The following is a 26,345-nucleotide window of genomic DNA, read 5'->3' as shown; positions in this document are numbered from 1 at the left end:
ACGTGAACTGTATTGCCATGCGCGGAAAGGTGATGATTATAATAAATATTTGAACATCATTCAGGCACTTTGAAAACCCAGCTGTTTTTTTAGCTGGGTTTTTAATTCTTGACAAAAATAAAATAACGATTAAGGAATCATTATATTATCCGCAATATAGTTCAATCTTTTCCGGTTCTGTTTTATTACTTTCGAGATAATTTCGATTCCTTTGTCTATTTTATTCTCTTCGATTTTTGAAATGCATATTCTTATCGCGTTTTCCTTATTAAAATCATCTAGGTACATATCTGAGCAATCTTTAACGTACACGCTTTGTTCTTTCAGTATATTGGTTATATATGCCGCCTTGATATTGTCAGGTAAGTAAATACAAATAAAAAATCCATTATTGGGTTTGCTGTATTTAATAGAATCATCAAAATATGTTTTGCACGCTTCAAGCAGAATATCTAACTTGTTTTTGTATACCTTTTTTATTTTTTCAATGTGAGTATGAAACATACCGCTTTTAAGGTATATTTCAAAAGCTCCCTGTGAGATGGCCGGACTATTAAAATCAGATGTAAATTTATACTTAATAAACTCATTTTTCATCCTGTCAGGTACGATAATTGAAGCAATCCTCATCCCTGGCAGAAAAACTTTTGAAAAGCTTTTGATATAGATAACCCTATTTGTGTCATCGAAGCTATAAAAAGGGTCGGCTTTCGTATCTAAATCTAATTCGCTTAAATAATCATCTTCAACTAAGTAAACATCGTATTTTTGAATTAAAGCGAGGATTCTTTTTTTATCTTCATTCGAATAACTGAAGCCGGAGGGATTCTGAAATCTGGTTATGACATAAAATAATTTGATATCATGATTTTTTAAGATATGCTCCAGACTTTCTAAGTCAATACCATTTTTCGAAACATCCAGCCCATAGATATTGCAATCGGTATTTTTGATAGACTCCAAGGCGCCATAATATGTAGGCTGTTCCACGAGAATATTCGTTCTTTTATTAGGCAAGGGCATATTTACAGCTAAATTAATAGCTTGTTGCGCTCCGGTGGTTATAAATAGATTATTCACATCTGCGAAAACTTGAAAATCCTGCAGGTATTTTTGTATTTCGCACCTTAAACTATAAATACCTTCAAAAGGGGAGTAGGAGAATATTTCATTTTTATATATATCTATTGCCTGATTAATACAATGTTGAAAATCTTTATACGGCATGACATTCAAATCAGGACTTGCCGATAAAAAATCAAAAACTTCAAGGTTATCTTCCTCACGTTCCATGCTTTCAATTACATAATATCCGCTTTTGCTGATGGAGTATATATAATGTTTACCCTCCAATTCTTGATAAGCCCTAATAATGGTGCTTTTATTGCAGGAAAATTCTTCTGCCATTGCTCTGATCGAGGGCAATTTATCACTTGGTTTTAATTTCTCCTCTTTAATCAAACTTATAATATAACGAACCACTTTTTCAAATTTATTCATTAAAATACCTCCCTGCTCAGGTTTGTACCGGTACACATCGTGATAACTCTTCTTTTATGATGAAAATTATTATATTAGTATGTTATATGTACCGGTACAATAATTCAATGAAAAGGAGCAGTATTTATGGAAGAGCGTAATCATTTATCGGGTTTTGTTTGGGGGATGCTTGGAGTGCTATGTTTCAGCCTCACATTACCAGCAACGAATGTAGCGGTTCAATATTTTAATTCTACATTTGTTGGACTTGGCAGAACAATACCAGCCTCGCTATTGGCTGTCTTATTTTTGATAATCAATAAACAACCTGTACCGACCAAAAAACAATTCAGAGATCTTTTTATTATTGCGTTTGGGGCAGTTTTAATTTTCCCGCTGTTAACAACCTATGCAATGGCAGATTTACCAGTATCTCACGGGGCAGTTGAACTAGCATTGCTTCCGTTGGCCACAGCATTTTTTGCGATGATTATAGCGAATGAAAGGCCTGCTTTTAAATTTTGGGTAGCTAGTTCGATCGCTTCTTTATCTGTGATTATATATGCATTTACTTTAGGATTAGGAACTATCCATTTGGCGGATATGGCGTTGATTATATCTGTCATTATATTGGGATTGAGTTATGCGATGGGGGCTAAATTAGCTAAAGAAATAGGCAGCTGGCAAACAATAGCTTGGTCCGTCATTATTGGAGCTCCCTTATTTTTAATACCTGTTATTCGTTCTATTCATGCAGAAGAAATCTTAGCTGTGCCTATAACGGGCTGGGTGAGCTTTATTTATTTAGCAGTAATCAGTCAATTTTTGGCGTATGTATTTTGGTATAAAGGATTGTCTGTCGGCGGAATTTCCAAAGTAAGTCAACTGCAATATTTACAACCTTTTTTAATGATTACATTCTCTTTTTTATTTCTGAATGAAGTATTTAATTTGTATACCGTAATTATTGCTGTTGTAACCGTCAGCTGCGTGATTATTGGTAAAAACGCAGCATGAATGAGGGGGGCGTAAAAGAAAGTACCGTTAAAGTTTAATATACTTTTATTAATCAGCGGCTGGAAAAAACATATTTTCCAGCTGTTTTTTGAAGGTGAAAAAATGACTTTTTGAAATCAGTAGTATTTGTATACCTGGTCCTTGTTTATAGAATTGTAATCTTTCTGTTAATAGACGTATATGAAGTCAAATGCAGCAGTTTATTTTTCGCTACTATACTAAAGAAGTACATGAAAAAAACGATTGGAAGAAAGGGAGCGATGTATTTGCATGCGAAAAATAGCAGGACAGGAACAGAAGCGATTGCAGTTAATAATGTAACAAAACGATACGGCAAGAAAACAGCCATTGAAAATGTATCGTTCACAGCACAACCAGGCCGGGTGACTGGATTTTTAGGGCCTAACGGAGCAGGGAAATCGAGTACACTGCGCATTTTACTCGGTTTGGATTTTCCTACCAGCGGCACAGCGCTTATTGAAGGTAAACCATTTGTTAATCATCGTCAGCCATTGCGAACAGTTGGTGCGATGCTAGATGGTGCTGCGGCTGTTCTGGAGCGCCGGGGTATTGATCACCTAAAGTGGATAGCTGAATCGAATCGTATTCCAAAAGAAAGAATCGTTCAAGTACTGGAAATGGTGGGTCTTTCTAATGCGGCAAAAGCAAGAGTGAAAAAGTATTCTTTAGGGATGAAACAGCGTCTTGGTCTGGCTGCTGCATTACTTGGAGAGCCCCGAATTCTTATACTCGATGAGCCTGTAAATGGGTTAGATCCTGAAGGTATCCGGAGTGTGCGGCGACTTCTGCAAGACTATGCACGAAATGGGAATACGGTGTTACTCTCCAGTCACTTAATGGACGAAACGTCGAAAATAGTGGATGATATTGTGATTATCAATAATGGAAAGATTATTGATTCAGGATCGCTGGAAGAGGTTGTTGCAGATCATGATTCTCTTGAGGAAGCTTTTTTTGCCTTAACTGGTATCAAGAGCGAAGAAAGCTGGTGATGAGCATGATAGCAGCAATACGATCTGAATTCACAAAAATAATTACATTGCGAAGCGTTTGGATTATCACCTTTATCTTATTGGGTGCCGGTCTCTTATTTCATTATTTTAGTGGAACTGGCTTCTTGGGAAACCTAAAAACGTTAGATGGGAATGGCATGCACTGGGAGTATAGAAGACCCATCAAAGCAGAACTAGATTTTTTCAGCACCATCGGTTCAGCAATATTTAATCCTGGAATCCTGTTCCCATTACTTGGTGCAGTCATTGCGGGTGCTGAATTTCAGGCTGGCCAATTAGGAATTAGTTTGCTTGCAGTGCCTTCCCGAAAGCAAATGATTATCAGTAAGGTTATTGCGACAATCCTTTATACACTTGGCATTGGAATTGTTTATGCCATCATATCGCTGGTTACAGCGTACTTTATGGTCAAAGATTGGCAGCTAGATATCTTATCGTCACCTGAAGTGTTTATCCGGATTTCAGGGGGTATCTTTTTCCTTGTCGCGATTACCTTGATATCTTTAGGCATCACGCTTATTACCCGGCGAACCCTTTTGGGTATTTTAATCATGGGTGGATTTATTGGGGTGACCATGTCCCAAGCGATTGCTTCATTTGCGCCAGCCGTGGACGCATGGACACCAATTAGCGCAGCTCGTAATTTTTTATTACAAGAACCAGCTATGCCTGTGATAGGACCGCCATTCAGTTCGAGTAATCTAATGGGAGGGATGGTGTTAGCCCTCTGGCTTATTGGCGTATTAATTGTTTCACTCATTCTAATGAAGCGGAGGGACGCCCGATGAAGGTAGCTGCTTCTGAGCAAACTGTCATTTCTTTCTCGGATGTAGTTCGATCTGAATTCACTAAGATTATCTCACATCCAACAATCGTACTATTTATCATTATCACCACGATTATGAATCTTGGGCTTGCTATATTGGACACAAGTGGTCTTGTTTTTTATCCTGGAAATGATATGCCTCCGTCTACAGTGGCAGATTTTGGTCTTGTTATGTTTGCTCCTATTTACGCGTTTCTTATTCTGCCTGTTTATGCAGCAAGCAGTGAATATCAAGAGGGGCAGAATCGTATGACGTTAATTACTGTTCCTAATCGTCAGCTATTAATGAAAGGAAAAATAGTTGCGGTGGGACTGGCGGTGTTATGCGGAATATTGGTTACTATCATCCCGTCACGATTAATTATTCATATCTTTTCGGATGTAGATATGAGCTGCATTTTGATTGATCTCACACGCTGGACAGCGGTCTACTTGCTAATGTCTATCATTGCTTTTAGCATTGCGGGATTAACGCGCAGCGCCATCGTACCACTTTCCATTTTGATTATGATTCCTATATTTATTGCGACTGGTATTTTACAATGGCCAGGAGGACTGCGATTCCTGCCGGATCAAGCGAGCATGAGCTTACTCGGAACGCCTGCTTATGAAGTGACCGAACTGTCACCGTGGATTGCTTTCTTTACGCTTTTTGTTTGGGGGGTAATATGTGCAATTGCTTATTGGCTGTCTTTTCTTCGGAGGGATAGCTAAGCAGCGATAAGAGAGAAGCAGCTGCAGCTAAAAGCTTCGCAATAATTCCCTTGATCCTCTATTATTCGCATCTTGTTTTAAAAAAAGCAGGGTGCGGATTGTTTATCTTATAGTATTTTCATATTATAAGATTGTTCCTCACTCATTTATAAAATCTCATTAAAAGTCTAAAAAAGGTCAATACTAAATTACTAATGTAAAAAGAGTGGTTATTTAATTAATTACTCTTTTATGAAAATACAATATTATAATTATGAGTTTCATATATTTTTTTAAATGTATTAATATCTGGTATAATAATATTTATAGATATTTGAAATGATAAATCTGTTTTATATATAATTACTTTGACAGGAAGAGTAATCAGTTGATTTATTACTCTACCAGATATGGTTATGTGATAAGGAGGATATGTTATGATTAGAAGTGATATTATACGAGGACATTTAGAATCGATTATACTGCGTCTGATTTATGAAAATGATCAGTACGGTTATGAAATATCAAAGCAAATCAGCTTACGGACTGAAAGTCGTTTTCAGATTAAAGAAGCGACACTATATGCCGTTTTTCAGCGTCTTGAAAAGAAAGGATTAATCGAATCTTACTATGGTAAAGTGTCTCATGGCGGAAAGCGAAAATATTATAGAATTACGATGTTGGGGAAAGCATATTTAAAAGAGACAGCCAGAGAGTGGGAGGAAACAAAAGAAATTATTGATTTGTTTATGGAAGGATTAGATTGAAGAAGACGCAGTATTAATTTGAAATTGTTTTTTGGTATTAAGAAGTCTGAAAGGCAACGATTTGATGTCTTTAAACGAACACGGATTTTTTACGGGGAAAAAGAGGACATGGATAATGTAAATGATTTATTTGGCGAATTAAAAATGAAGCCGTTTTAAAAACAGGTGTTGAAGAAGACAGGGTTAAGTTATATTATTTAGATATGGGATATTTTTGGAAGTTTATAAACTACTATGCATCTTTAGCGCATTATTACCTGTTCCATATCAGGGCACATTTTCGGAATAGGTAACAACGTGCAAGTATCTTTTTAAAGAAAAATTTGTGAAGGGAAGGAGAATTTTGTTTTGTCAGCATCTGTAGGCGGATTAAATATGGGAGACGTAATAATTCAATTACTCTTTTTGTTACTTGTTATTTTGCTCGTTATAGGAATCGTATCGCTCGTCGTCATGTGTATCAAAAGAAATAAAAGAATAAGTCAATTAGAAGAAAAAATTGATAAATTACAGTCAGAGAAAGATAAATAGCTTTTCTTGTGAATGAAATTACGCTTTACTCCCAAATTGACGGTAATGAAAAGGGGCGATTTTTTACAGCAGATAGGGTTGGTAAAATGAATAATGATAAAAAAGCAGGATTTGGTCAGGAAATGGCATCTAAATGGTTTTTAAACGTGCCAAAACGGCTCAGGTTTTCCATTATATTTGGAGCTTTAATAGTGTTGATTTATTTAGTAAATAAAGGATAGGTTATTAACAAGTTTCCCAGCATGGATTTATATATAGCCTGCCAGTTTTTTTGCTCTGACGCTCCCTCTGTACGATCGTTTGCCACTTCCAGTTCTGCTCTATATTTCTGGAATGACCGTCTCTGTATTCAGGCGGGATTATCTTACATTCGAATTATTACATAATTACTTTGGGGGAGCGTTTGCCGGTTTGGACAGTTACATTGCTTGTCGCTGTTCTGTTCTGTATTGGTCGTGAACTGTTTATTCCTTAACGATTTGCTCCAATTTAAATTTTTCCGGCGTGAAGCATCTTTATCACGGGAATGGTGAGGCATCTCTGCGGACCAAATTAGGAATTACATACGTAATATTGTTTCCGCACCTGTCATTTTACTTTATTTTTGCTTTTAATTCGTTTTATGTAAAGAAAAGCGGGAAAAGCAACGCTTTAGCGGCTGCTTTGTTGTAAGCTGTCCTGAAAAGGTCGCAGCTTGATACAGTTTCTGAACAGGAAGTTGAATACGTTAGGCAGCGAATACATCAGCTGTTTGTTATAATATCTACTATTTCTTTGGTTGCTTCTCTGGCCTCTGGAATGGGGTAAAGCACAAAGATATGGTTCATTTCCGGATATTCAAAATAATTAATGTGGATGTCTTGCGATGCAGCCATCTCTTGAAATTTTTTAGCATCTGGTAAAAGAACTTCATGTGTCCCAATAAACAAAGTAATTTCTCCTATCCCATGTATCTCTCCATTTATCGGACTTAGTAAATAATTATCTCGGTCAGTACCTCCTGCATATGCCTTTCCCATTTGAATCAGCCCATAGATACCTAACATCGGGTCTTTAGGTTCGAGTTCATGAGCTTCTGGATTTTTCATCGTAATATCAAGCCAAGGCGAAATTAATATGATATGTCGGGGCTGTGGTAGCCCCTGTTCCAAAAGCAATTGTGCTAATGCTAATGCAAATCCTCCGCCAGCAGAGTCACCCATCAAAATAATATTATCGCTATCGGTTGTTTCTAACATCCATTTGTATATTGGAAGCACTTTTTCGAAAGACTCTTTATAATGATGATTGGGTGCTTTTGGATAAATAGGAACATATATGTTAGCTTTGGTTTCTCTTGCTACTTTCCCAAGAAAATGCCAGTGATATAACGAGGGCTGCTTGATATAACCGCCTCCATGCAAATAGAGGATGGATTTTCCTGAGTGATTCTCTTCTTGATTAAAGATATACCATTCCATTCCATCAAACATCTTTTTTTCAATGTTGAACCTTGTCTGGATATATTTTGGCAGGTCATATGGTTTCTCATTTTCTTTTTGTTTTTCTTTTAGAAACGATTTGAATAATTGAGGATCGGTAAAACTGTCTTTATTACTCAGCCGTGTAAGTATACGTTCCGCAATCCGGCTTTGAAAACTTCTCATATTCTTTTCCTCCTGTAGGTCACTATTCACCAGCGTTTAATAAACCTCGGACAATACGCAGGGGGGCCTCACTTATAATATCCATTTCCTAATTTGTAAAATATGTATCCATCAGGAATACCTGCTGTTGACTTTTCTTATCTTTATACTAGCAGTAATCGTTTAGCTTTGTACAACCATTAGCACTTTTCTTTGTAAGCATAAATCCCCGTATAACTTCATTTTTAAACAAAAGGGAATGGCTGTATCCTTGAATTTCTATCTTACCGTTCTCGATTATGCACTTTTTACATGAATACAAAATGTCTGTCTCTATTATAATATATAAACTGCAAATTCTACATACCATATAGGTATATGCTGCTCTCCATTATTTAACGTTTTTATAAAATTTAACTCGCCTACCGAATTGAAACCATCAACATATTCCTGTCATTTTACCTAATCATTATTCTCTTTATTCTTTAAGCTTTTGGGTAAGATGATTAGCACCAGCTGTTATAGAAAAAATGATATATGTTTTTCTTGTTAAGGGGGATTATATAAGCATATATAAAGCTTTAAAAAGAAAAGAGGAGTAAAATGAAAATTGAGAATATAATGTAACATTATTGGTTCAATCACATTTTCGGGGTCTCCATTTACTGGCTTCTTCGAGATAATCATGAAGTTGATTTGATACGAGATAGCCTATTCATTACCCGTATTTTGTGAAAAATTCAAATCATCCAAAGGAGGAGAAGTAAGTTGAAAAAATTCTATCTTTTGTTTTTAGCATTCACTTTAGCAATTGTACTTGCGGCTTGTGACGGTGATAATGGCAGTGACAGCGGTGATGAAGGGGCTGATAATACGGAAAACAGTGAGGAAACGGAATCATCTGATCCAGGGGGAGAAGCGGAAGATGGAGAATCTGCAAGTATTGAAACTGGAGAAGAAGTTTTTCAAAATAATTGTGCCAGCTGTCATGGTCAAGATTTGTCAGGAGCAGCCGGTCCAAATTTAACCGAAGTTGGCAGCAATTATTCACAGGATGAAATTGCTGATATCGTTGAAAATGGAACAGACGGAGGAATGCCGGCCTTTCCGGATCTTGGTGATGATGATTTGGATGAACTTGCGAAATGGCTGAGCGAGCATAAATAATATAGTGCAATGATCAGAAAAACAACAGTTCCCATGCAGCTGTTGTTTTTCTTTTGCCATATCCGTAAATAAAAAGGGATTTAAAGACTCTCTGAAGAAGTATGAATATATAAAAATCATTTTGGGGCGGAGAAGCTTTGTAATGTGAACGTTATTTCAAAATAATTGGCCAGTTTATTTAGAAGCTTATTTAACCAAAAAGAGAGAAGGGTAGCAAGATGATAAAAAGAATCAGTATTTTTCTTCACATAGTTTTTTTCAGCTTATGTTTTCCCTATACTTTTTCAGCGGCAGAAAATACAACGCCATCTGGTATTCCAATAGAAGAACTGGAGCAGTTCGTTGACGAATATGCTGAAGAATACATAGGTAGCACTGTAGCAGGAGCGGCAATCATTGCTATTAAAGACAATCAAATTGTTCTATCTAAAGGATATGGGTATGCCGACGTAGAAAATCAAATTCCAATGAATCCGGATACAACTGTTCTCGAATGGGGATCGATTACAAAATTATTTGTATGGGTCTCTGCGATGCAGCTTGCTGAACAGGGAGAACTGGATTTAGAGGAGGATATACGAACTTATTTGCCGGAGGAATTTTTGACCAAATTAAATTACGATGACCCCATTACCATCTTGAATTTAATGCATCATAATGCAGGCTTTGAAGAATATATTTTTGATTTGCTGTTTGAATCTCCGGAGCAGTTGGTTGACTTGGAAGAATCCTTAAAATTAGCAGAGCCGGAACAGGTTTATAAGCCTGGAGAAGTTGTTGCTTATTCCAATTACTCAACTTCTTTAGCAGCTTATATTATTGAAGAGATTACCGGACAGCCGTTTTATGATTATGTGAATGAGCATATTTTTGATGAATTGGAAATGAATCATTCCACCATGCATTTACCTGTAGAAGATAATCAGGAAATTACGCGTCATAAAGGGATAGGTTATTTTCCTGGAGAGAATGGTGATTTTATGGAATCACAGTCTTTTTATATTTCTATGTATCCCAGCGGGGGAATAAATGGAACAGCAGCCGATTTAGCAAAGTTCGCACAGGCTTTGATGCCGTCTGAACCAGAAAAGACTTCTTTATTCCAAGAAGACCAGACACTTCAAAAATTACTTACAACAAGCTATGCTCCAGAAGAAGGAGTTCCCGGACTTGCTCACGGTTTTTGGGAATATGATGGCGAATACAGAGGATTGACCCATTCCGGTAATACGGTCGCTTACTCCAGTAATATGCAAATTGTTCCTGAAGATAATTTTGCGATTGTCATCTTAACTAATCAAGCAGATGAAATCGATCTTTTATTTGGTCTGACAGATGAATTAGTGGGCAGAGGGGATCAAACAGTTCGAGAAAACCTCCCGCCGGCTGCTGAAGTAGAAGGATCTTATTTATCGGCACGCCGTACGTTTAATGGTTTTATGAATCTTTACGCATATCTTGCACCACTCGATGTTAAGCCAATGGATGACAATGAAATTGAATTGGATTTAGCAGGGTTCAAAGCAACTTATGTACAAACAAGTCCTTATGTTTATAAATTAAAAAGCGGAGATGACGTATTTATACCAAGTAATGTCATGTACTTTCATGTAAATGATGGGATGTCCGAACAGATTTCAACTGCTTATGCGGATTATCTTCCTATGGACAAAAATACTCCTTCTCTGCTCATTAGCTTAGGACTGTTTATTTGGTGCATGGTTTATTTTTTAATTTCTCCTTTTGTGTTAATGGTGCTGGCATTTTTTCGAAGGAGACGAAAACGAAAAAAAGCGCCAATTGCAAAGTGGAATTGGTTATTAATGCTATCTGGAACTTTACTGGCAGTGAATATAGCGGTTCTGATTATCCGTATGCTATCTAACCCGATGCGCACCTATTCCGAGCTGCTGCCACACTTTATAGGGAATTATCTCTTTACCGCGACCAGTATTATCGCTGTTGTAATGATGATTTTGGTCAGGAAAAAAGCTCCGTTGTCCAAAATGCAAAAGACCGGCTATCTGCTAACGGGTTTCAGCAGTATTCTGTTTATTATTTGGCTGATTATCTGGCAGATGTACGCATAAAAATAGTTGCATTTTTTTACTATGAAAGCTTAAGTTAAATGTGAAAGCTATAATAGAAAATGAACAGACAAAATGAAAATAGAGAGAGGGTGTATTTTCTTGGTTCTTCAATTAAATATTCAAGTAAAAGATGTGAACCCCGCGAAACAGCGAACACTAATCGTATCGGAACAGAGTACTTTTGAAGAATTGCATCTATTCCTGCAGACTGCATTTGCGTGGTCTGACGAACATTTGCACTTTTTTTCACAGAAAGGTACCTCGATTGTGCCACAAGCAGGAGATCTACTTGAACAGACAGGGGCCGTTGATGAAAAAACGGCGATCTTAACGGATTTCTTGAAAAATCCCGGTGATAAGCTGACCTATATTTATGATTTGAATCTGGATTGGCAGCATGAGATTATTTTGGAACAAAAAGTGGAGCTGCCGATGGATCTGCCATTACCATTCTGTCTTGCGGCAGAAGGGAACCAGCCTTTGGAAAAAGGTTTCGAGAATACGTATACGTTTTCCGACAATGAGGAACTTGTAGAATACATCAATCATCAATTAAGTGTGTTTTACGAAGACTGGCTTCTTGGTGAAGAAGGCGCTGAGGAAATAGAGCCGGATGAATCGGAATGGAATCAATTATTTGATGCAGCTGATCAAGTGAAAGAAAAACAACCATGGCTTGAAATTCAAGATAATCAATTTATTGCAGTCTGGTCGGATAGGGTAAATGATTATGTCTATTGTTCCATCATGGGGAATGCAGGAGAAAGTTATGGCGTTTCCGGTTTTCTGGGTAGCAGAGGGTTATTATCTTATCTGGATCTGCTGGATGACGATCCATTTGATGATAATTTAGCAGTTGTTTTCATGCAGTATTCTCTTACAGTTAATTTTAATAGCAGAGAGGAATTGAATGAGGACGAATATGATTTAATTAAAAGTCTCAACAGAAAGTATCGCGGGAAAAATCAATGGCCTTCATTTACCAGCATGATTCCGGATACCGTCCCATGGAGTTTTAATCAAGAAGAAAGTTTGATTTTCACAGAAGTGATGTCTAAACTGGAATCATTCCTTTCACGTACGGATAATCTGTCTAAAATAACTCCGAGCTTTGATAGCGGCAAAATACTCGCTTTAAATAAAGAAGGCGAACAAATCATTTTGTCAACATTTGATCTGGTTGAAAAGGCTGTCCAAGACCCTGATTTAGAATTGGATATGTCAGAAATAGAATGGAAACGGATGAGGAATAAAATAGATAAAATCAATGGCGTGGAGGCGGAGCTGGCATTCATCCAAGCAGGAGAGCCGGTACAGAGGACACCTGAATCCCGGCCATTTCTTCCATATATCCTTGTACTTCTGGATCGACAAACGGGAGCGGTATTACATTATGATTTAGTAGACTCGATTTATTACTCAGAAGGTATCCAAGAAAAAATATTTCAGCTTTTCGAAAAAATAGAAGCCTTGCCGCAAGCGGTCCATATGTTTGATGATTTCTTTGCAACACATGCGGAACCGTTGTTTGATAAATTGTCTCTTCCTTTAGTAAAAACCGAAGAATTACATGGGATGAATCAATTTATTCAAATGATGGAAGAGGATAAGCCTTTTTAGGAAGCTTCTGAGTATAAATAATAGAAACATCCTTTCTTTGTGATGCACATACACATAGAAAGGATGTTTTTCTATCATTTGATTGAATTGAAATAAAAAAGAACAGGAGACCGGTATATGAAGAGATCCATTGAAATAAGCCTAAGCCTCCTTGGCGGGTTATCTTATATATTATCAATCGGATTGTACATGGAAACCATCGATAAGGCATATGGAGATTCAAATCATTTGGGCGGATTATTAGAAGCATTTACCATCGGTTTCGGCATTATGGGGATAGCAATTATCATTTGCATCCTTGCCATTATATGGTTTAAAGGGGATAAGAAATCAAAAGCTGCTGGCATTATACTGCTTATTTTTGCAGCGGCTACGTTACTTATCACCTATGGCGGCGTATTTATCGGGGCTTTCTTTTATATGATTGCGGGTATATTTGGGGTTGTACGTCAAACAAAGACTGGTTAAGTGTCTATCTATAGCAGGTAACACCGTAAAAAATCCAAGCCGAAATTTCAGCCTGGATTTTTTTATGGTAGAATTGACCTCAATTTGCTTTTTTTAATTTCACATCTCTTTTATCGGGTGATTTATTTGCCCAAATGGTTGCGATAATCGGCCCGGAAATATTATGCCAAATCGCACCCCAGACACTTGGTAAGGCCGCAAGCGGACTGAAATGCGTTGTTGCCAAGGAAACGCCGAGCCCTGAATTTTGCATGCCCACTTCGATGGAAATGGCTCTCCGATCATTTTCGTTAAGTCCTATCAAACGGGCAGTAAAATAACCTAAAAATAATCCGAAGCTATTGTGTAAGAACACTGCAGCAAATACAAGTGCTCCTGCAGAAGCAACATTGGCAGCATTGGCAGCTGTTACTGCTGTTACGATAATCAAAATGGCTGTAACGGATATTAACGGAACAACGGCAATACTTTTTTCTACGGCAACAGGGAAGAAACGCTGTACCAAGAAACCAAGAATAATAGGGATAATAATAACTTGGATAATGGACAAAAACATGGCTACCGGATTAACGGGCAGCCATTGACCGGCTAATAAATAAAGCAGTAATGGTGTCATAATTGGAGCCAGCATCGTTGAAAAGGAAGTCATCGCAACTGACAGGGCAACGTTTCCTCTTGCTAAATAAACCATCACATTGGATGCGGTGCCTCCTGGGACAGAGCCTAATAAAACAAGTCCGGCTGCAAGCTCTGGGGGCAGCCTTAATAAATAAGCGATACCAAAAGCAACAAGGGGCATAATTGTATATTGTGCCGCTATGCCGATAATTACCGGCAATGGTTTTGTAACAATTAATTTGAAATCAACAGGCTTTAATGTCAGCCCCATACCAAACATAACCACGCCAAGCAAGAGTGTAATAAAGCTTCCAAAAACAAGGAAGGCGAAAGGGAAGATAAACGAAATAACAGCTGCTATAATGACAAGTACTGCAAAATATTTACCGGCTAATGCGCTTATCTTCTCTAATGTTTTCATAGCTTATCCTCGTTATCGATATCTACTATTTTAGTAGGATTTAAGATATTATTTGGATCTAACGCTTTTTTAATATTTGTCATAACGTCGAGAGCTGCTCCATGCTCCACGCGTTGATAAGGTTTCTTTCCAACGCCGACACCATGCTCACCTGTACAGGTTCCGCCTCGCTCCAGCGCATACTGAACGACTTTTTCATTAAATTGTTTTGCTTTTTTAACTTCTTCTTCATTCTCCATATCAATCATAATCAATGAATGGAAGTTTCCGTCACCGACATGCCCTAATATCCCTCCTGGAATAGCTAGTTTTTTTAATTCTTCTCCGGCATAGATAACGGAATTTGCTAATTCTGAAATGGGAACAGCAACGTCTGTCAGCATCATTTTTTTACCGACATAATCATGAATATAAGCGTATGCCAAATTGTGCCTTGCATCCCATAAACGGTTACGGGCGGCATTGTCTGTTTCCGAATTAAAATGGTCACAGCCGTGATCTTGCATAATTTCCTTAGAAAATGCAAGGTCTTCTTGTAAACCAGATTCATTTCCGTGAAATTCCAGGAAAAGCGTCGGCTTAACAGGATAATTGGTTTCACTGAATTTATTGATTTGTTCCACTGAGGCTTCATCTACAAACTCCACTCTGGCGATAGGGATGCCTGCGTGCAAAATAGAAGTTACCGCTTCGATGGCATTCGTCAGACTCGGAAACGTTGCCCGCGCAGCAACAATATGTTCTGGTATGCCATATACCTGAAGCGTCAGTTCGGTAAAGCAGCCAAGTGTTCCTTCAGAACCAATGAAAAGACCGTTCAAATGATAGCCGGAAGCAGACTTTGCAGCCAAATTCCCTGTATGAATTACACTCCCATCCGCAAGAACCACCTCCATATCTCGAACCTGATCACGCATGACGCCGTATTTTACGGTTGTGGTACCGCTGGCATTGGTTGCTGCCATCCCGCCAAGCGTTGCGTTTGCGCCAGGATCAACGGTGAAAAAGAGACCATATTTCTTTAATTCTTTATTCAGCTGCTCTCTTGTTACACCCGGCTGGACCCTGACAAGTAAATCACCTTCTTTTATTTCCAGAATCTGATTCATTAATGAAAAGTCTATGGTAATACCATTTTTATAAGGGATGACATGTCCTTCTAAACTCGTCCCAACTCCAAATGGCGTTACCGGCGTTTGGTATTCTTGGGCAATCTCCATAATATGCGTAACATCCTCAGTTGATTTTGGGAAAACAACGATATCCGGAAGACTTGTCTGTTGATAGGTTTCGTCTTTGCTATGTAGCTCTCTCACCGTATCATTGTCAGAGATTTGATCGTGCGCTAATTTTGTACCTAATGCTTGTATTACTTGTTTCATAGCTTTACTCCTTTCAATCGTTAAAATGGAAAATCCGTTGTAAATATATCCTGCTATAAGGATAATATGTATTATCCTTATTATAAAGATTTTTCAGATTAATTCAATGATTTAAAAAAGAAATCCTGCTGGATAGGGGACTAGTCCAGAAAAGTTGCATAAAGCCATTTATAAAACGTAAACATCCCGGCTTGTTTATGTTAATTCTGGTAACAAGCCGGGATGTTTGAACACACATGTATAATGATTTCTATTATTTATTTTACTTCACTGGGTTCAGCATTCTTTCAATCTTACCCATAATTAAATCTGCTGCAATTGCCATCAAGGCTGTAGGAACAGCACCTGCTAAAATAATCGCTGTTCCATCGGTAGCGTTTGTTCCGCGCACAATAATAGCACCAAGTCCTCCGGCGCCGACAAACGTTCCAATTGCTACAACGCCAATCCCAACAACAAGTGCTGTACGAATTCCAGCCATCATGACACTGATAGCAAGGGGTAATTCTACTTTCATCAGCAGCTGGAACCGTGTCATTCCTGAAGCGTAGGCAGCTTCCTTCACCGTTTGATTAACCCCGGTTATCCCTACATAGGTATTTTGAATAATTGGTAATAGGGAATAGAAAAACACAGTTGTTACGACGGTTGTTGTTCCTAATCCCATCGCAACCATGGTGATGGCCATAAAACCTAATACAGGAATAGTTTGAATAATACTTCCAAGTGTGAGTACCCACCCACTTAATTTTCCATATCTGGCAATAAGCACACCAATAGGGATGGAGACGATGGAAGCAAACAACACGCCATAAGCGGCCATTAAGAAGTGACGGTAAAATTCTGTCCAAATATAAGAACCATTTTGAGATACATAGGTTATCAATTGCTCCCAGACACTCATTACATGCCCTCCTTATCTTTAAAGTAGTTGTTTTCTTCCAGAAACTCGCGGGCAATGGTGGCAGGACTGACTAATTCCACGTCACCTTGATAGTTCATTTCCTGCATATCCTCTGTTGTTACGGTATCTCTAAGCTTTTGCATGACTTCTTTGATTTCCGGATTTTCCTCCAAGATTTCATTTCTCGCTACAGGAGAAGCATCGTAAGGAGGGAAGAAGTCATCCTCCAATACTTTTAAATCATACGCCGCAATTCTTCCGTCTGAAGAATAACCAAGAACCGCGTCCATATTACCGGAAGCAGCAGCTTCATATACTAAGCCTATTGCCATTGGATAGACATTGCCGAAAGCAAAGTGTGTTTCTGTAAAAGCCTCGTACCCGTCACCTGAACGGTTGACCCAGGCATTATCTACACCAAAATTCATGTCATCGGCAAAAGGCTCCAGATCATCCACATGTGTAATGTTTTCTTCATCTGCAAATTCTTGTGTAATGGAAATCGTATAGCTGTTTTCGAAACCGTAAGAGTCGCCCCATGTCTGGTCAAATTTTTCATCAAATTCCCGCTGTACGATTTCCATCGCTTCCTCAGGGTCAGTAATATCTTCGTAATTTAAGACGCCGGCAATATCTGTGCCGGTATATCTGGTAGCAGTCATATCTACTTCCTCCTGCATCATTGCTTGATGAAGGACCATCGTTGATCCTAAATTCGTTACTAACTCCGTATCTAAATCTGTATAATGCTCAATCATCTGAGACAGTATATTACCCCAAATTTCGGATTCTACCGTATCTAAGGTTGCAATTCGAACCGTACTTTCTGAAGGCCCACTGAGACCTGGCAGGGCACATCCTGAAAGGAGCAGCGCCGAAAGAAGGGGAATCAGCAATAATTTCTTCATTTATAATCCTTCCTTTTTAAACAGTTTTCCTTAAGGCTTTAGGTGTTAATCCTTTTTCAAGAAGCGATAATAATCCGCTGGCAAGTAAAGCCAAAATCGTTGCCGGCACAGTACCTAAAACAATAAGCTCAGGCTGATATAGATTCAGACCATCGAAAATAAGATCACCTAAACCGCCGCCGCCAATAAATGCTGCCAGTGTTGCCCAGCCGATTAAATAAACGGTTGCGAACCGTATGCCTGACATAATAACAGGCAAAGCAAGAGGGAGCTCAACTTTTCGGATAACTTCAAAGGTGTTCATTCCCATGCCTTTACCCGCTTCTTTTAAACTTGTATTTACTTCCATGATGCCGGTATACGTATTTCTAAGTATGGGAAGTACGGAATAAATAAATAAAGCAATAATCGCAGGTACAACACCTACGCCTAAGAAAGGCATCAAAAAAGCTAAAATAGCTAAACTTGGAACAGTTTGTAATATCCCGACAAACGAGATAAACCGATCCGCTGTTTTATTCGGTATGCGAGTGAGTAAAATTCCCAAGGGGACCGCAACCAGAATACCTAAAACAATCGCAGCGATAGAAATGTACATATGTTCTCCTGTTTTTTCGAGCAGCTCCCATCCATAGGATGCAAGTGTATCTCTAATAGCTTGCATTATTTTTTGCCTCCTTTTTATTCTATAGCAGTAATATCTTCTGTTTCATCGCCCCAAATAGTGTTAAAAACCATATCGGCAAGGGTCGCCCTTGTTACGATTCCTGCTAATTTATTATTATCTGTTACAACGGGTACGTAACTGCTGCCACGACGAAGCATACGATGCATTGTATCCCGGAGCAGGCTGTTTTTATCCACGGCATATTTTGCTGTATCCATCGCTTCATGAACATAGCTTTTCTTTTTATAATTGGAGTCGACCATTTCAATATCAATGTATCCTTTTAAAATTCCAGCTCCATCAACTACTAACAAGGAGTCGACACGATTGGCATGCATTTTTTGAATAGCTTCTTTTAAGCTGCTTTCTTCTTCAATCGTAATCGGGTTTGGATTCATAATTTGTTCAACGCGTGTTACTTCCGGGCGGCTTTCTAATAACCGGTCTTTTCCGATAAAGTCTTCTACAAACTCATTGGCCGGATGGCGAAGAATATCATCTGGTGTGCCGACTTGAACGATTTCTCCTTGATTCATAATCACGATTTTATCAGCAAGTTTTATCGCTTCATCCATATCATGGGTAACAAAAACAATCGTTTTATCCATTTCCTTTTGAAGTTTTTTAAACTCCTCTTGTAAGCTGTCACGAGTGATTGGATCAAGCGCCCCAAATGGTTCGTCCATTAAAATCAATGGGGGATTCGTAGCTAACGCTCTCAGTACCCCGATTCGCTGCTGCTGTCCTCCGCTTAACTCATGTGGGTAACGATCTAAATAATCCTCTGGCAGGTCAACCAGTGAAATAAGTTCTTTTGCCCGTTCTTTCTGTTTCTCCTTATTCCATTTTAAAAGCGATCCCACAAGAGAGATGTTTTCTCCCACAGTCATATGGGGCATAAGACCAATTTGCTGAATAACATATCCAATGGATCGACGTAATTGGACAGCATCCTGCTTGAGGACATTCACGCCGTCTACAAGAATTTCTCCCCCGGAAGGTTCAATTAACCGGTTAATCATTTTCATCGTAGTTGTTTTCCCGCACCCGCTTGGGCCGATAAAAACAACAAATTCTCCTCGTTCTACTTTCAGGTTCAGTTTATGAACGGAAGGAGTATTATTTCCTTCGAATTTTTTAGTTACTTCTTTAAATTCAAGCACTACAAGCACCTCCATTGCTTATTCCGTAAAACTAAAATTTAGACTTACTCAGTATAATAAACAGACAGGTAAAAATGAAAATCCGAAAAAAGCGATTTAAACCGTAAAATCTGTGCAATTTAAACTTTACAAAGTATACAGTGCAGTTTATCTTAGAATTGCTTACTTTTACGCTCATTTACTATCAAACTTGATTTTTCCAATTTTATTTAATCCGTGTTACAGTGACACATATACAAGTTAAAGGGGAGCTTGACGATGGAATCATTTTCAAATAATCAATTGCTTCAAGAAATCAAATCCTGCGAAGAACTGCTCACAGATCGAATCGCAGATAACATGGAAACGTTCGGCGTATCCTCGACAGTCGGACGGCTGCTTGGCATTATCTATATGAATCGCGAGGCAATGACATTAGATTCACTGGCTGAAGAAACTGGAATGAGTAAAACAAGAATGAGTCAGGTCATGCGACAGATGATCTCATTTAATATCGCTGAGAAAGAATACGTGAAAGGCAGCCGCAAAGATCATTACAATGTAGAACGCGATTATGCACAAACATTTATATCCTTATTTACAAGTAACTGGTCAGAGGTTGTAAAACGTAATACGAGTTTAGAACGCCGTCTCAGAGAACAAATTCGTCATTTAGAAACTTTTTTGACAGAGGATTCCTCAGAAGAAGTAAAAGTTCGAATGGAGAGATTACAGCAGGAGCTGGATGAATGGAATGCCTATTATAATTGGATAAATAATCTTGTTGCGTTTTTTGAAAGTGGCGAGATTTTTAACCATGTTCCTATTGTCACCCCAACCAAAAAGGAGGAAGCAAAAAATGAAGAATAAACGAATCATCACTGCAGCACTGACTGGTGCAGGTGATACAACAGAGAAAAGCAGACATGTTCCAATTACGCCAAAAGAAATTGCGGAATCTGCTATTGAATCAGCAAAAGCAGGTGCTGCAATTGCACATATCCATGTTCGTGATCCCAAGACAGGGAAACTCAGTCACGATGTGGCCCTTTTTAGAGAAACCGTGGAACGAATCCGTGAATCCGATACAGATGTGATTATTAATATTACGGCTGGCGGGGGCGGCGACTTTGTTCCAAATCTAGAAAATCCAACTTGTGGAGGAGAAGGGACTGATATTCAGACACCAAAAGAGCGTCATGAACCGGTCGGGGAATTGCTTCCGGAACTCACCACCTTGGATTGCGGCAGTTTAAACTTTGGCAATCAAGTTTATTTAGGGCCGGAAGACTGGCTTCGGGAGCACGCAAAGCTGATTAAAGAAAGCGGCGTAAAACCCGAAATGGAAGTATTTGATACAGGACATATCCGTCTTGCTAACCAATTAATTTCTGAAGGACTAGTAGAAGGAACACCAATGTATCAATTTTGTCTTGGTATTCCATGGGGCGCTGATGCGGATGCAGAAACAATCGAATATATGAAAAGAAGAGTGGTTGATGGCGCGCATTGGTCAGCCTTTGGTATTGGCCGTATGCAGCTGCCGATTGTGGCACAGGCTGCTTTACTCGGCGGGAATGTCCGGGTCGGTTTAGAAGATAACTTATATTTAGAAAAAGGTGTACTTGGTACAAATGAACAGCTGGTTGATCAAGCTGTCAGCATTTTAAATAGTGTCAAGCTGGAGCCGATGACGGCTGCAGAGGCAAGAGAACATTTAAATCTTAAAAAATTTAATTCCTAAGAGGTGAAATATGGCGCAAAAAACAATGGCAGTTTTAGGAACCGGCGTGATTGGCAATGGCTGGATTGCACGCTTTTTAGCAAATGGTCATAAGGTCAATGCTTTTGATCCGGCTCCTGATGCAAAAGAAAAAACAGAAAAAATGATAGATGCTATTTGGACAACATTAGAAGAATACGGAATAAGCAACGAAGCTGCAAAGGAGAATCTGACCTTCTACAACGAGCTGGAGGAAGCTGTAAAAGAAGCCGATTTGATACAGGAAAATGTTCCAGAGCAGGAAGCCTTGAAGAAAAAGGTATTAGCGCAGGTGGATGCTGCTGCTAAACCGACAGCGATTATCGCTTCAAGTACTTCTGGATACATGCCTTCTGTCCTGCAGGAAGATTGTGTGCATCACCCAGAACGAATCATTGTTGCCCATCCATTTAACCCCGTTTACTTAATTCCATTGGTGGAAATCGCAGGAGGAAAGCAGACAGAGCGCAGTTATATGGAAAAGGCAGAGGAGCTTTATGAAAGCATGCATATGAAGCCGCTTGTGATGAAAGGTGAAATTGACGGCCACATTGGCGACCGGCTTATGGAAGCAATTTGGCGTGAAGGGCTTCATATTGTCAATGATGGCGTAGCGACAACGGAAGAGGTAGATAAAGCCATTGTCTACGGCCCTGGTCTTCGCTGGGCACTGATGGGACCATTTCTAACGCTTCATTTAGCAGGCGGTAAGGACGGGATGCGGCACATGCTTGAACAATTCGGCCCTGCATTGAAGCTGCCTTGGACCCGTTTAGTGGCACCTGAACTGACGGAAGAATTAAGTGAAAAAGTGATTTCAGGGACTGCTGAACAAAGCGGAGAGATTTCTATCGATGACCTTGAACATCGCCGGGACCGTTTCTTGATTAAATTAATGGGGCTTTTAGAGGAAGAAGGCTTCTGGCCGGCAGAAAGGCTGATCTCCTATGACAGAAAGTAAACAAGTATGGAAGGGCAATGTGTTACGTGCGTGGGTAGACTATAACGGACATCTGAACGATGCATACTACGCATTGATTTTCAGTTATAGCCTCGATGCTTTCATGGATGTGATCGGTCTGGATGAAGAAGGACGAAAAGCAAGTGCTTATACCATTTTTACGCTGGAAGCGCATATTAAATATGTAAAAGAGGCGCATGAAAACGAGGAGCTGCTTACAAAGGTCACTGTGTTGAACCGGGATGCAAAGCGTGTGCATCTTTGGTTTGAAATGAAAAACAAAGAAAATGATACTGTGGCAACCAGTGAACAGATGGTGATGGGGATAGATCAGTCATCTGGACGCCCTGCGCCGTTTCCGGAATCTGTTGATGTACGGATTAATCAATTTCCAAGACTGGCAAAAGAAAACTGGCCAGCAGGGGCAAACACGCTTATGGGGATTCGTGAGAAAAAGTAAAATATACAATAGCAGCTGAAAGCAGAATTTCATGCAGTAATCTGTAATGATGCTCCCTTTATCGTGGATAATGAAACGAATAAAGGGAGCTTTTGTAATATTAAAAAGAGAGAAAAAGCAAACACTGCAAAGCCAAACTGGTTGATGAAACGTAATTTCATGTTTGAAAAAAGAAATCAGGATAACATCATCAGGAAATATATGTTATACTGCCAATTGTAAAAGAAATTGAATAAAATCTACGATACAAAGTAGAAGAGGTTCTAGCTAACACCCTCTATAAAAAACTAAGGATACCCATACCGCGCCTTAGGTATGGTTTTTTGCATTTTTCGGGTGTTTAGAATTCTCTTTTTCAAATTGGAAAGGGGATTTTTTTATGGAAAAAAATAATCGAGCAGTTGTTGTATTCAGCGGTGGTCAGGATAGCACCACCTGTTTATTTTGGGCATTAGAAAAGTTTGAGCATGTAGAGTTAGTCACCTTCGACTACAATCAGCGCCACAGCTTAGAAATTGAGGTGGCAAAGGAAATCGCTGGAGATCAGGGATTGAGACATCATATTTTAGACATGTCTTTACTGAATCAATTAGCGCCCAATGCGCTGACCAGGGAGGACATTGAAGTAGAGAATGCAGAGGATGGCGGCATACCGAATACGTTTGTTCCGGGAAGAAATTTACTGTTCCTTTCTTTTGCAACCATTCTAGCCAAGCAAATTGATGCCAAGCATATTATTACGGGAGTTTGTGAAACAGATTTCAGCGGATATCCGGATTGCCGGGATATCTTTACCAAATCATTAAATGTCACCTTAAATCTATCCATGGATGAAGATTTTGTGATTCATACGCCATTAATGTGGCTGGATAAGGCAGAAACATGGGAATTAGCGGATGAACTGCAAGCCTTTGATTATGTCAGAGAACGGACGTTGACCTGTTATAACGGGGTTAGAGGAGCAGGATGCGGAGAATGTCCTGCATGTCAATTACGCCAGCGTGGATTAGACCAATACTTAGTTAGAAGACAGGAGATGAATCAGTAATGTTCGGGTTTCGTATTGTCGAAGAGCTGCAAAAGCTGGATAAAGATATTCATAGAGAAGAATTGGCCTATCACCAAAAACGCGTGATGGTAAGTAAAGAGTTTTCCTTCGATGCAGCGCACCATCTTCATTGTTATGAGGGGAAGTGTAAGAATCTGCATGGACATACGTATCAGGTTGTATTCGGTATCAGCGGTTTTGTAGATAAGGTGGGTTTCGTAATTGATTTTGGTGATATAAAAGAGATTTGGAAGAACAAGATTGAAACATTTTTAGATCACCGTTATTTAAATGAAACATTGCCCAAAATGAACACAACTGCTGAGAATATGGTCGTCTGGATTTTTGAACAAATGGAAGCGGCAATTCAGGAACTCCCTAACCAATGCCAGGTGGAATTTGTTCGGTTATTTGAAACACCGACAAGCTATGCGGAAGCAAGACGGGAGTGGATGAATCATGCGTAAAATACCGGTCTTAGAAATATTCGGCCCTACAATTCAAGGTGAAGGAATGGTAGTCGGAAGAAAAACCATGTTCGTCCGAACTGCTGGATGCGATTACCGATGTGCCTGGTGCGATTCCGCATTTACATGGGACGGAAGCGCCAAAGAAGATATTGTTCAGATGACGAGTGAAGACATTTGGCAGCGGCTGCAAGAAGTAGGAGGAAGCTGCTTTGATCATGTGACGATTTCAGGAGGGAATCCGGCTTTGTTATCTGCTATTGATAATCTGATTGATTTGCTTCAGGAAAAGTCTATTGAGGTTGCACTGGAAACACAGGGAAGCCGCTACCAGGACTGGTTTGTAAAAATTGATGATCTGACCATTTCTCCTAAACCGCCAAGCTCTAAGATGAAAACAAACTGGGAGACGCTAGATGATATCATCCATCAATTGGAAATCAATGATCGATTAGCGCATGCCAGCTTAAAGGTAGTAATTTTTGATAAAGAGGACCTTCGTTATGCAGAAAAAGTGCATCAGCGCTATCCAAAACTGGCTTTTTTTCTGCAAGTTGGAAATGATGATTTAGAGGAAATCGAACCACAGCAATTATCCCGGCATTTATTAAATAAATATGAATGGTTAATTGATCAGGTAGTGGCATCCACAGTGCTGAATCGTGTTCGTGTTCTTCCGCAGGTACATGCATTAGTATGGGGAAATAAGCGGGGCGTATAGTAAGGGAGATTAAAAGCTATTATCCTATTAAAAAGGCAGTAAGAGCTGTCGCCTTTTTGATAGGGTAATCTTTTCTTTCACTTTCTGGCTTTTCTCCGAATGGACAGGAATCTAAATCAATAAAATAATCCCGCCGATTAACGGCACAGCAACCATTGCAATTTTTAATATCATTGGATTCAGACGAGTGGTGAATTTCGCGCCGATATAAGAACCTATAATTGTTCCGATAACTACTTCTGCAAATAATTTCAAATCGAGAAAACCGACAGAATAATAACCGATACCGCCTACCAGTGCGATTGGTATAATAACAAGCATCGTCGTGCCTGCAGATAGCTGAATCGACAAACCAAAGAATACTAGCAACCCGATTTGGATAAACGGCGTTGAGCCAATCCCGAATGCACCTGATAGTAAGCCGGTAATGATGCCGATCCCAGCAGCTGTCATCCAAAATCTGCTTTTCGAGGAACGGTTTTTCTCAGCAAATTTTTGTGTGGCAAACTTGCCAAATCCTGCTGTTACACGAATCCACAGCAATATGGCTGATACAATGAGCATTCCGGCAGTAAAAAATTTCAATTCACTTTCCGGGATAAAGCTTGCCAGCCTGGAACCAAAAAAAGCTCCAACTGCGCCAAATAGCCCAGTTGCCAGCCCGATTTTTACCATGGTATTTCTTTCCCGCAGGTGACTGAGTGTGCCCGATAAGGATGTGAAGACCATTGCAGCCAGAGATGTTCCAAGCGCTGTGTGGATAGGAATACCAAAAACTTCCGTCAATATAGCAATAATAAATCCGGAACCGCCAGCCCCGACAAAACCAAGCAACAATCCAATCACTAACATCGTACATAAAACAATCAAAACAAAAATCCCCTTCTTTTTCTTTACTACATAAGTCATTATAGCATAGCGGGCGAGAAATTTTGGGATGAAGGCACTTGAAGTATATGTTGACAGTCTATTCAAGTTATAGTGAATACAGCTTTTACTATTATCAATATTATATTTTATTGACTCAACTTTCGCACATTAAAAAGTAACTTCATTTCTATAGAAACAGGGGTTGAAACACCCTTGACCAAGAATAAAAGATGAAGTGTAAAGCACCGCTGCGGCGGACCATTTTGCTTTCCGACGTACAGGACGTACTAGTGCAGGCGTTGTCACAACGCCTGCACTTGCACGTCCTGGGACTGCGATTACTCGCCCCATCAAAAACATTTGTGCATCGCAGGGCGAGCTGAAGATCCACTTGAAAAGCGGTTTTCTTATCAAGTTAGCTGAAGCCGCCCCCATGGCAGACTAGGACCGCAACGTCCTGGGGTTGCGATTACTCGTCCCATCGAAAACATTTGTACGTCGGAAAGCGGAGTGGTTGGTTGCAGGAGCTATGCACCATCACCAATTCCAAAAAGGCCGGATATTTAACCAAAATGCAAGTATGATAATGAAGAACACGTTCATCTTGGAATAGCAAAATATATTTGCTTATTCTTAGGTGCGAAAGTTGAGTTACTGAAAAAAGAAAAGCGATATGGAAGCATACATAATTCAGCTT

Annotated in this window: 27 protein-coding genes and 1 riboswitch; of the genes, 18 read left to right on the top strand and 9 right to left on the bottom strand. The window is 39.3% G+C overall.

What is annotated here, in order from left to right:
• Window positions 1-129: 129 nt before the first annotated feature.
• Complete coding sequence (locus ACFO3P_RS15920) at window positions 130-1,500, bottom strand: aminotransferase-like domain-containing protein (protein WP_042533910.1); 1,371 nt, start codon at window positions 1,498-1,500, stop codon at window positions 130-132.
• 126 nt (window positions 1,501-1,626) lie between these two features.
• Here ACFO3P_RS15920 and ACFO3P_RS15915 point away from each other — a divergent pair, with 126 nt between their 5' ends.
• From ACFO3P_RS15915 to ACFO3P_RS15885, 7 genes are all read left to right on the top strand, one after another.
• Entirely contained in the window at window positions 1,627-2,496 is an 870-nt protein-coding gene (locus ACFO3P_RS15915; protein WP_042533912.1) for a DMT family transporter, read from the top strand.
• Between the two features lie 266 nt (window positions 2,497-2,762).
• Window positions 2,763-3,509: an ABC transporter ATP-binding protein gene (locus ACFO3P_RS15910; protein WP_289585265.1), complete on the top strand. Its 747-nt coding sequence runs from the start codon at window positions 2,763-2,765 to the stop codon at window positions 3,507-3,509.
• A 5-nt stretch (window positions 3,510-3,514) separates the two neighbouring features.
• Window positions 3,515-4,318, top strand: a complete 804-nt coding sequence (locus ACFO3P_RS15905; protein WP_289585264.1) for a hypothetical protein — start codon at window positions 3,515-3,517, stop codon at window positions 4,316-4,318.
• Entirely contained in the window at window positions 4,315-5,070 is a 756-nt protein-coding gene (locus ACFO3P_RS15900) for an ABC transporter permease family protein (RefSeq protein ID WP_042533914.1), read from the top strand. The genes ACFO3P_RS15905 and ACFO3P_RS15900 overlap by 4 nt, the downstream gene beginning before the upstream one ends.
• A 416-nt stretch (window positions 5,071-5,486) precedes the next feature.
• Window positions 5,487-5,816, top strand: a complete 330-nt coding sequence (locus ACFO3P_RS15895; RefSeq protein ID WP_042533916.1) for a PadR family transcriptional regulator — start codon at window positions 5,487-5,489, stop codon at window positions 5,814-5,816.
• Between the two features lie 348 nt (window positions 5,817-6,164).
• Window positions 6,165-6,347 carry a hypothetical protein gene (locus ACFO3P_RS15890; RefSeq protein ID WP_042533918.1) on the top strand — a complete coding sequence of 61 codons (183 nt, stop codon included), beginning with the start codon at window positions 6,165-6,167 and terminating at the stop codon, window positions 6,345-6,347.
• Window positions 6,348-6,355: 8 nt separating this feature from the next.
• Window positions 6,356-6,568, top strand: coding sequence for a hypothetical protein (locus tag ACFO3P_RS15885; RefSeq protein WP_139089130.1), 213 nt, complete (start codon window positions 6,356-6,358; stop codon window positions 6,566-6,568).
• Window positions 6,569-7,090: 522 nt separating this feature from the next.
• Here ACFO3P_RS15885 and ACFO3P_RS15880 read toward each other — a convergent pair.
• Entirely contained in the window at window positions 7,091-7,993 is a 903-nt protein-coding gene (locus ACFO3P_RS15880) for an alpha/beta hydrolase fold domain-containing protein (protein ID WP_042533920.1), read from the bottom strand.
• A gap of 747 nt (window positions 7,994-8,740) precedes the next feature.
• On the opposite strand from ACFO3P_RS15880, the gene ACFO3P_RS15875 reads away from it, so the two are divergent.
• The 4 genes from ACFO3P_RS15875 to ACFO3P_RS15860 all read left to right on the top strand — a co-directional run bounded on the left by ACFO3P_RS15875 (window position 8,741) and on the right by ACFO3P_RS15860 (window position 13,317).
• Complete coding sequence (locus ACFO3P_RS15875; protein ID WP_042533922.1) at window positions 8,741-9,139, top strand: c-type cytochrome; 399 nt, start codon at window positions 8,741-8,743, stop codon at window positions 9,137-9,139.
• Between the two features lie 218 nt (window positions 9,140-9,357).
• Entirely contained in the window at window positions 9,358-11,229 is a 1,872-nt protein-coding gene (locus ACFO3P_RS15870) for a serine hydrolase domain-containing protein (RefSeq protein WP_289585263.1), read from the top strand.
• A gap of 99 nt (window positions 11,230-11,328) precedes the next feature.
• A complete protein-coding gene (locus ACFO3P_RS15865; RefSeq protein ID WP_193062099.1) occupies window positions 11,329-12,849 on the top strand; it encodes a plasmid pRiA4b ORF-3 family protein in 1,521 nt (506 codons plus the stop codon).
• Between the two features lie 117 nt (window positions 12,850-12,966).
• Window positions 12,967-13,317, top strand: a complete 351-nt coding sequence (locus ACFO3P_RS15860; RefSeq protein WP_052485059.1) for a hypothetical protein — start codon at window positions 12,967-12,969, stop codon at window positions 13,315-13,317.
• A gap of 79 nt (window positions 13,318-13,396) precedes the next feature.
• Here ACFO3P_RS15860 and ACFO3P_RS15855 read toward each other — a convergent pair whose 3' ends face one another.
• From ACFO3P_RS15855 to ACFO3P_RS15830, 6 genes are all read right to left on the bottom strand, one after another.
• Window positions 13,397-14,356, bottom strand: a complete 960-nt coding sequence (locus ACFO3P_RS15855; protein ID WP_289585262.1) for a bile acid:sodium symporter family protein — start codon at window positions 14,354-14,356, stop codon at window positions 13,397-13,399.
• Entirely contained in the window at window positions 14,353-15,738 is a 1,386-nt protein-coding gene (locus tag ACFO3P_RS15850; protein ID WP_042533927.1) for an FAD-binding oxidoreductase, read from the bottom strand. Before ACFO3P_RS15850 ends, ACFO3P_RS15855 begins: the two co-directional genes overlap by 4 nt.
• A 262-nt stretch (window positions 15,739-16,000) precedes the next feature.
• Entirely contained in the window at window positions 16,001-16,642 is a 642-nt protein-coding gene (locus ACFO3P_RS15845; RefSeq protein ID WP_289585261.1) for an ABC transporter permease, read from the bottom strand.
• Complete coding sequence (locus ACFO3P_RS15840) at window positions 16,642-17,550, bottom strand: osmoprotectant ABC transporter substrate-binding protein (RefSeq protein WP_289585260.1); 909 nt, start codon at window positions 17,548-17,550, stop codon at window positions 16,642-16,644. The genes ACFO3P_RS15845 and ACFO3P_RS15840 overlap by 1 nt, the downstream gene beginning before the upstream one ends.
• A 16-nt stretch (window positions 17,551-17,566) precedes the next feature.
• Window positions 17,567-18,214 (bottom strand): ABC transporter permease, encoded by a 648-nt coding sequence (locus tag ACFO3P_RS15835; RefSeq protein ID WP_042533932.1) that lies wholly within the window; start codon window positions 18,212-18,214, stop codon window positions 17,567-17,569.
• A 17-nt stretch (window positions 18,215-18,231) separates the two neighbouring features.
• Window positions 18,232-19,380, bottom strand: coding sequence for a betaine/proline/choline family ABC transporter ATP-binding protein (locus tag ACFO3P_RS15830; RefSeq protein WP_042533934.1), 1,149 nt, complete (start codon window positions 19,378-19,380; stop codon window positions 18,232-18,234).
• Between the two features lie 258 nt (window positions 19,381-19,638).
• On the opposite strand from ACFO3P_RS15830, the gene ACFO3P_RS15825 reads away from it, so the two are divergent.
• The 7 genes from ACFO3P_RS15825 (at window position 19,639) to queE (ending at window position 24,778) form a co-directional block, all read left to right on the top strand.
• Window positions 19,639-20,229 carry a GbsR/MarR family transcriptional regulator gene (locus tag ACFO3P_RS15825; protein ID WP_042533936.1) on the top strand — a complete coding sequence of 197 codons (591 nt, stop codon included), beginning with the start codon at window positions 19,639-19,641 and terminating at the stop codon, window positions 20,227-20,229.
• Window positions 20,219-21,103 carry a beta-keto acid cleavage family enzyme gene (locus ACFO3P_RS15820; RefSeq protein ID WP_042533939.1) on the top strand — a complete coding sequence of 295 codons (885 nt, stop codon included), beginning with the start codon at window positions 20,219-20,221 and terminating at the stop codon, window positions 21,101-21,103. Before ACFO3P_RS15825 ends, ACFO3P_RS15820 begins: the two co-directional genes overlap by 11 nt.
• Window positions 21,104-21,113: 10 nt before the next feature.
• Window positions 21,114-22,082: a 3-hydroxyacyl-CoA dehydrogenase NAD-binding domain-containing protein gene (locus ACFO3P_RS15815; RefSeq protein ID WP_042533941.1), complete on the top strand. Its 969-nt coding sequence runs from the start codon at window positions 21,114-21,116 to the stop codon at window positions 22,080-22,082.
• On the top strand, window positions 22,069-22,542 hold the full coding sequence (locus tag ACFO3P_RS15810; RefSeq protein ID WP_042533943.1) for a thioesterase family protein: 474 nt from the start codon (window positions 22,069-22,071) through the stop codon (window positions 22,540-22,542). The genes ACFO3P_RS15815 and ACFO3P_RS15810 overlap by 14 nt, the downstream gene beginning before the upstream one ends.
• Before the next feature lie 251 nt (window positions 22,543-22,793).
• Window positions 22,794-22,839: riboswitch (PreQ1 riboswitch) on the top strand.
• Between the two features lie 82 nt (window positions 22,840-22,921).
• Window positions 22,922-23,590 carry a 7-cyano-7-deazaguanine synthase QueC gene (gene queC / locus ACFO3P_RS15805; protein ID WP_289585259.1) on the top strand — a complete coding sequence of 223 codons (669 nt, stop codon included), beginning with the start codon at window positions 22,922-22,924 and terminating at the stop codon, window positions 23,588-23,590.
• The gene (queD, locus tag ACFO3P_RS15800; RefSeq protein ID WP_289585258.1) at window positions 23,590-24,057 is read left to right on the top strand and encodes a 6-carboxytetrahydropterin synthase QueD; all 468 of its coding nucleotides are present in this window, start codon (window positions 23,590-23,592) and stop codon (window positions 24,055-24,057) included. The genes queC and queD overlap by 1 nt, the downstream gene beginning before the upstream one ends.
• A complete protein-coding gene (queE, locus tag ACFO3P_RS15795) occupies window positions 24,050-24,778 on the top strand; it encodes a 7-carboxy-7-deazaguanine synthase QueE (RefSeq protein WP_193062104.1) in 729 nt (242 codons plus the stop codon). The genes queD and queE overlap by 8 nt, the downstream gene beginning before the upstream one ends.
• A 111-nt stretch (window positions 24,779-24,889) precedes the next feature.
• Here queE and ACFO3P_RS15790 read toward each other — a convergent pair whose 3' ends face one another.
• A complete protein-coding gene (locus tag ACFO3P_RS15790) occupies window positions 24,890-25,648 on the bottom strand; it encodes a sulfite exporter TauE/SafE family protein (RefSeq protein WP_289585257.1) in 759 nt (252 codons plus the stop codon).
• Between the last annotated feature and the right edge of the window lie 697 nt (window positions 25,649-26,345).

Source organism: Oceanobacillus aidingensis (assembly GCF_042654105.1).
GTDB classification, from domain to species: domain Bacteria; phylum Bacillota; class Bacilli; order Bacillales; family Amphibacillaceae; genus Oceanobacillus; species Oceanobacillus oncorhynchi.
The sequence above is the reverse complement of the archived record's forward strand: the minus strand, read 5'-3'. Positions and strand labels throughout refer to the sequence as shown.

Bases quoted from the DNA above. Each gene is read 5' to 3' on its own strand.
- ACFO3P_RS15815 (WP_042533941.1), top strand. From the start codon at position 21,114: ATGGCGCAAAAAACAATGGCAGTTTTAGGAACCGGCGTGATTGGCAAT.
- ACFO3P_RS15850 (WP_042533927.1), bottom strand. From the start codon at position 15,738: ATGAAACAAGTAATACAAGCATTAGGTACAAAATTAGCGCACGATCAA.
- ACFO3P_RS15810 (WP_042533943.1), top strand. From the start codon at position 22,069: ATGACAGAAAGTAAACAAGTATGGAAGGGCAATGTGTTACGTGCGTGG.
- ACFO3P_RS15820 (WP_042533939.1), top strand. From the start codon at position 20,219: ATGAAGAATAAACGAATCATCACTGCAGCACTGACTGGTGCAGGTGAT.
- ACFO3P_RS15915 (WP_042533912.1), top strand. From the start codon at position 1,627: ATGGAAGAGCGTAATCATTTATCGGGTTTTGTTTGGGGGATGCTTGGA.
- queE (WP_193062104.1), top strand. From the start codon at position 24,050: ATGCGTAAAATACCGGTCTTAGAAATATTCGGCCCTACAATTCAAGGT.
- ACFO3P_RS15845 (WP_289585261.1), bottom strand. From the start codon at position 16,642: ATGAGTGTCTGGGAGCAATTGATAACCTATGTATCTCAAAATGGTTCT.
- ACFO3P_RS15840 (WP_289585260.1), bottom strand. From the start codon at position 17,550: ATGAAGAAATTATTGCTGATTCCCCTTCTTTCGGCGCTGCTCCTTTCA.
- ACFO3P_RS15870 (WP_289585263.1), top strand. From the start codon at position 9,358: ATGATAAAAAGAATCAGTATTTTTCTTCACATAGTTTTTTTCAGCTTA.
- ACFO3P_RS15825 (WP_042533936.1), top strand. From the start codon at position 19,639: ATGGAATCATTTTCAAATAATCAATTGCTTCAAGAAATCAAATCCTGC.
- ACFO3P_RS15895 (WP_042533916.1), top strand. From the start codon at position 5,487: ATGATTAGAAGTGATATTATACGAGGACATTTAGAATCGATTATACTG.
- queC (WP_289585259.1), top strand. From the start codon at position 22,922: ATGGAAAAAAATAATCGAGCAGTTGTTGTATTCAGCGGTGGTCAGGAT.
- ACFO3P_RS15905 (WP_289585264.1), top strand. From the start codon at position 3,515: ATGATAGCAGCAATACGATCTGAATTCACAAAAATAATTACATTGCGA.
- ACFO3P_RS15880 (WP_042533920.1), bottom strand. From the start codon at position 7,993: ATGAGAAGTTTTCAAAGCCGGATTGCGGAACGTATACTTACACGGCTG.
- queD (WP_289585258.1), top strand. From the start codon at position 23,590: ATGTTCGGGTTTCGTATTGTCGAAGAGCTGCAAAAGCTGGATAAAGAT.
- ACFO3P_RS15920 (WP_042533910.1), bottom strand. From the start codon at position 1,500: ATGAATAAATTTGAAAAAGTGGTTCGTTATATTATAAGTTTGATTAAA.
- ACFO3P_RS15855 (WP_289585262.1), bottom strand. From the start codon at position 14,356: ATGAAAACATTAGAGAAGATAAGCGCATTAGCCGGTAAATATTTTGCA.
- ACFO3P_RS15860 (WP_052485059.1), top strand. From the start codon at position 12,967: ATGAAGAGATCCATTGAAATAAGCCTAAGCCTCCTTGGCGGGTTATCT.
- ACFO3P_RS15835 (WP_042533932.1), bottom strand. From the start codon at position 18,214: ATGCAAGCTATTAGAGATACACTTGCATCCTATGGATGGGAGCTGCTC.
- ACFO3P_RS15900 (WP_042533914.1), top strand. From the start codon at position 4,315: ATGAAGGTAGCTGCTTCTGAGCAAACTGTCATTTCTTTCTCGGATGTA.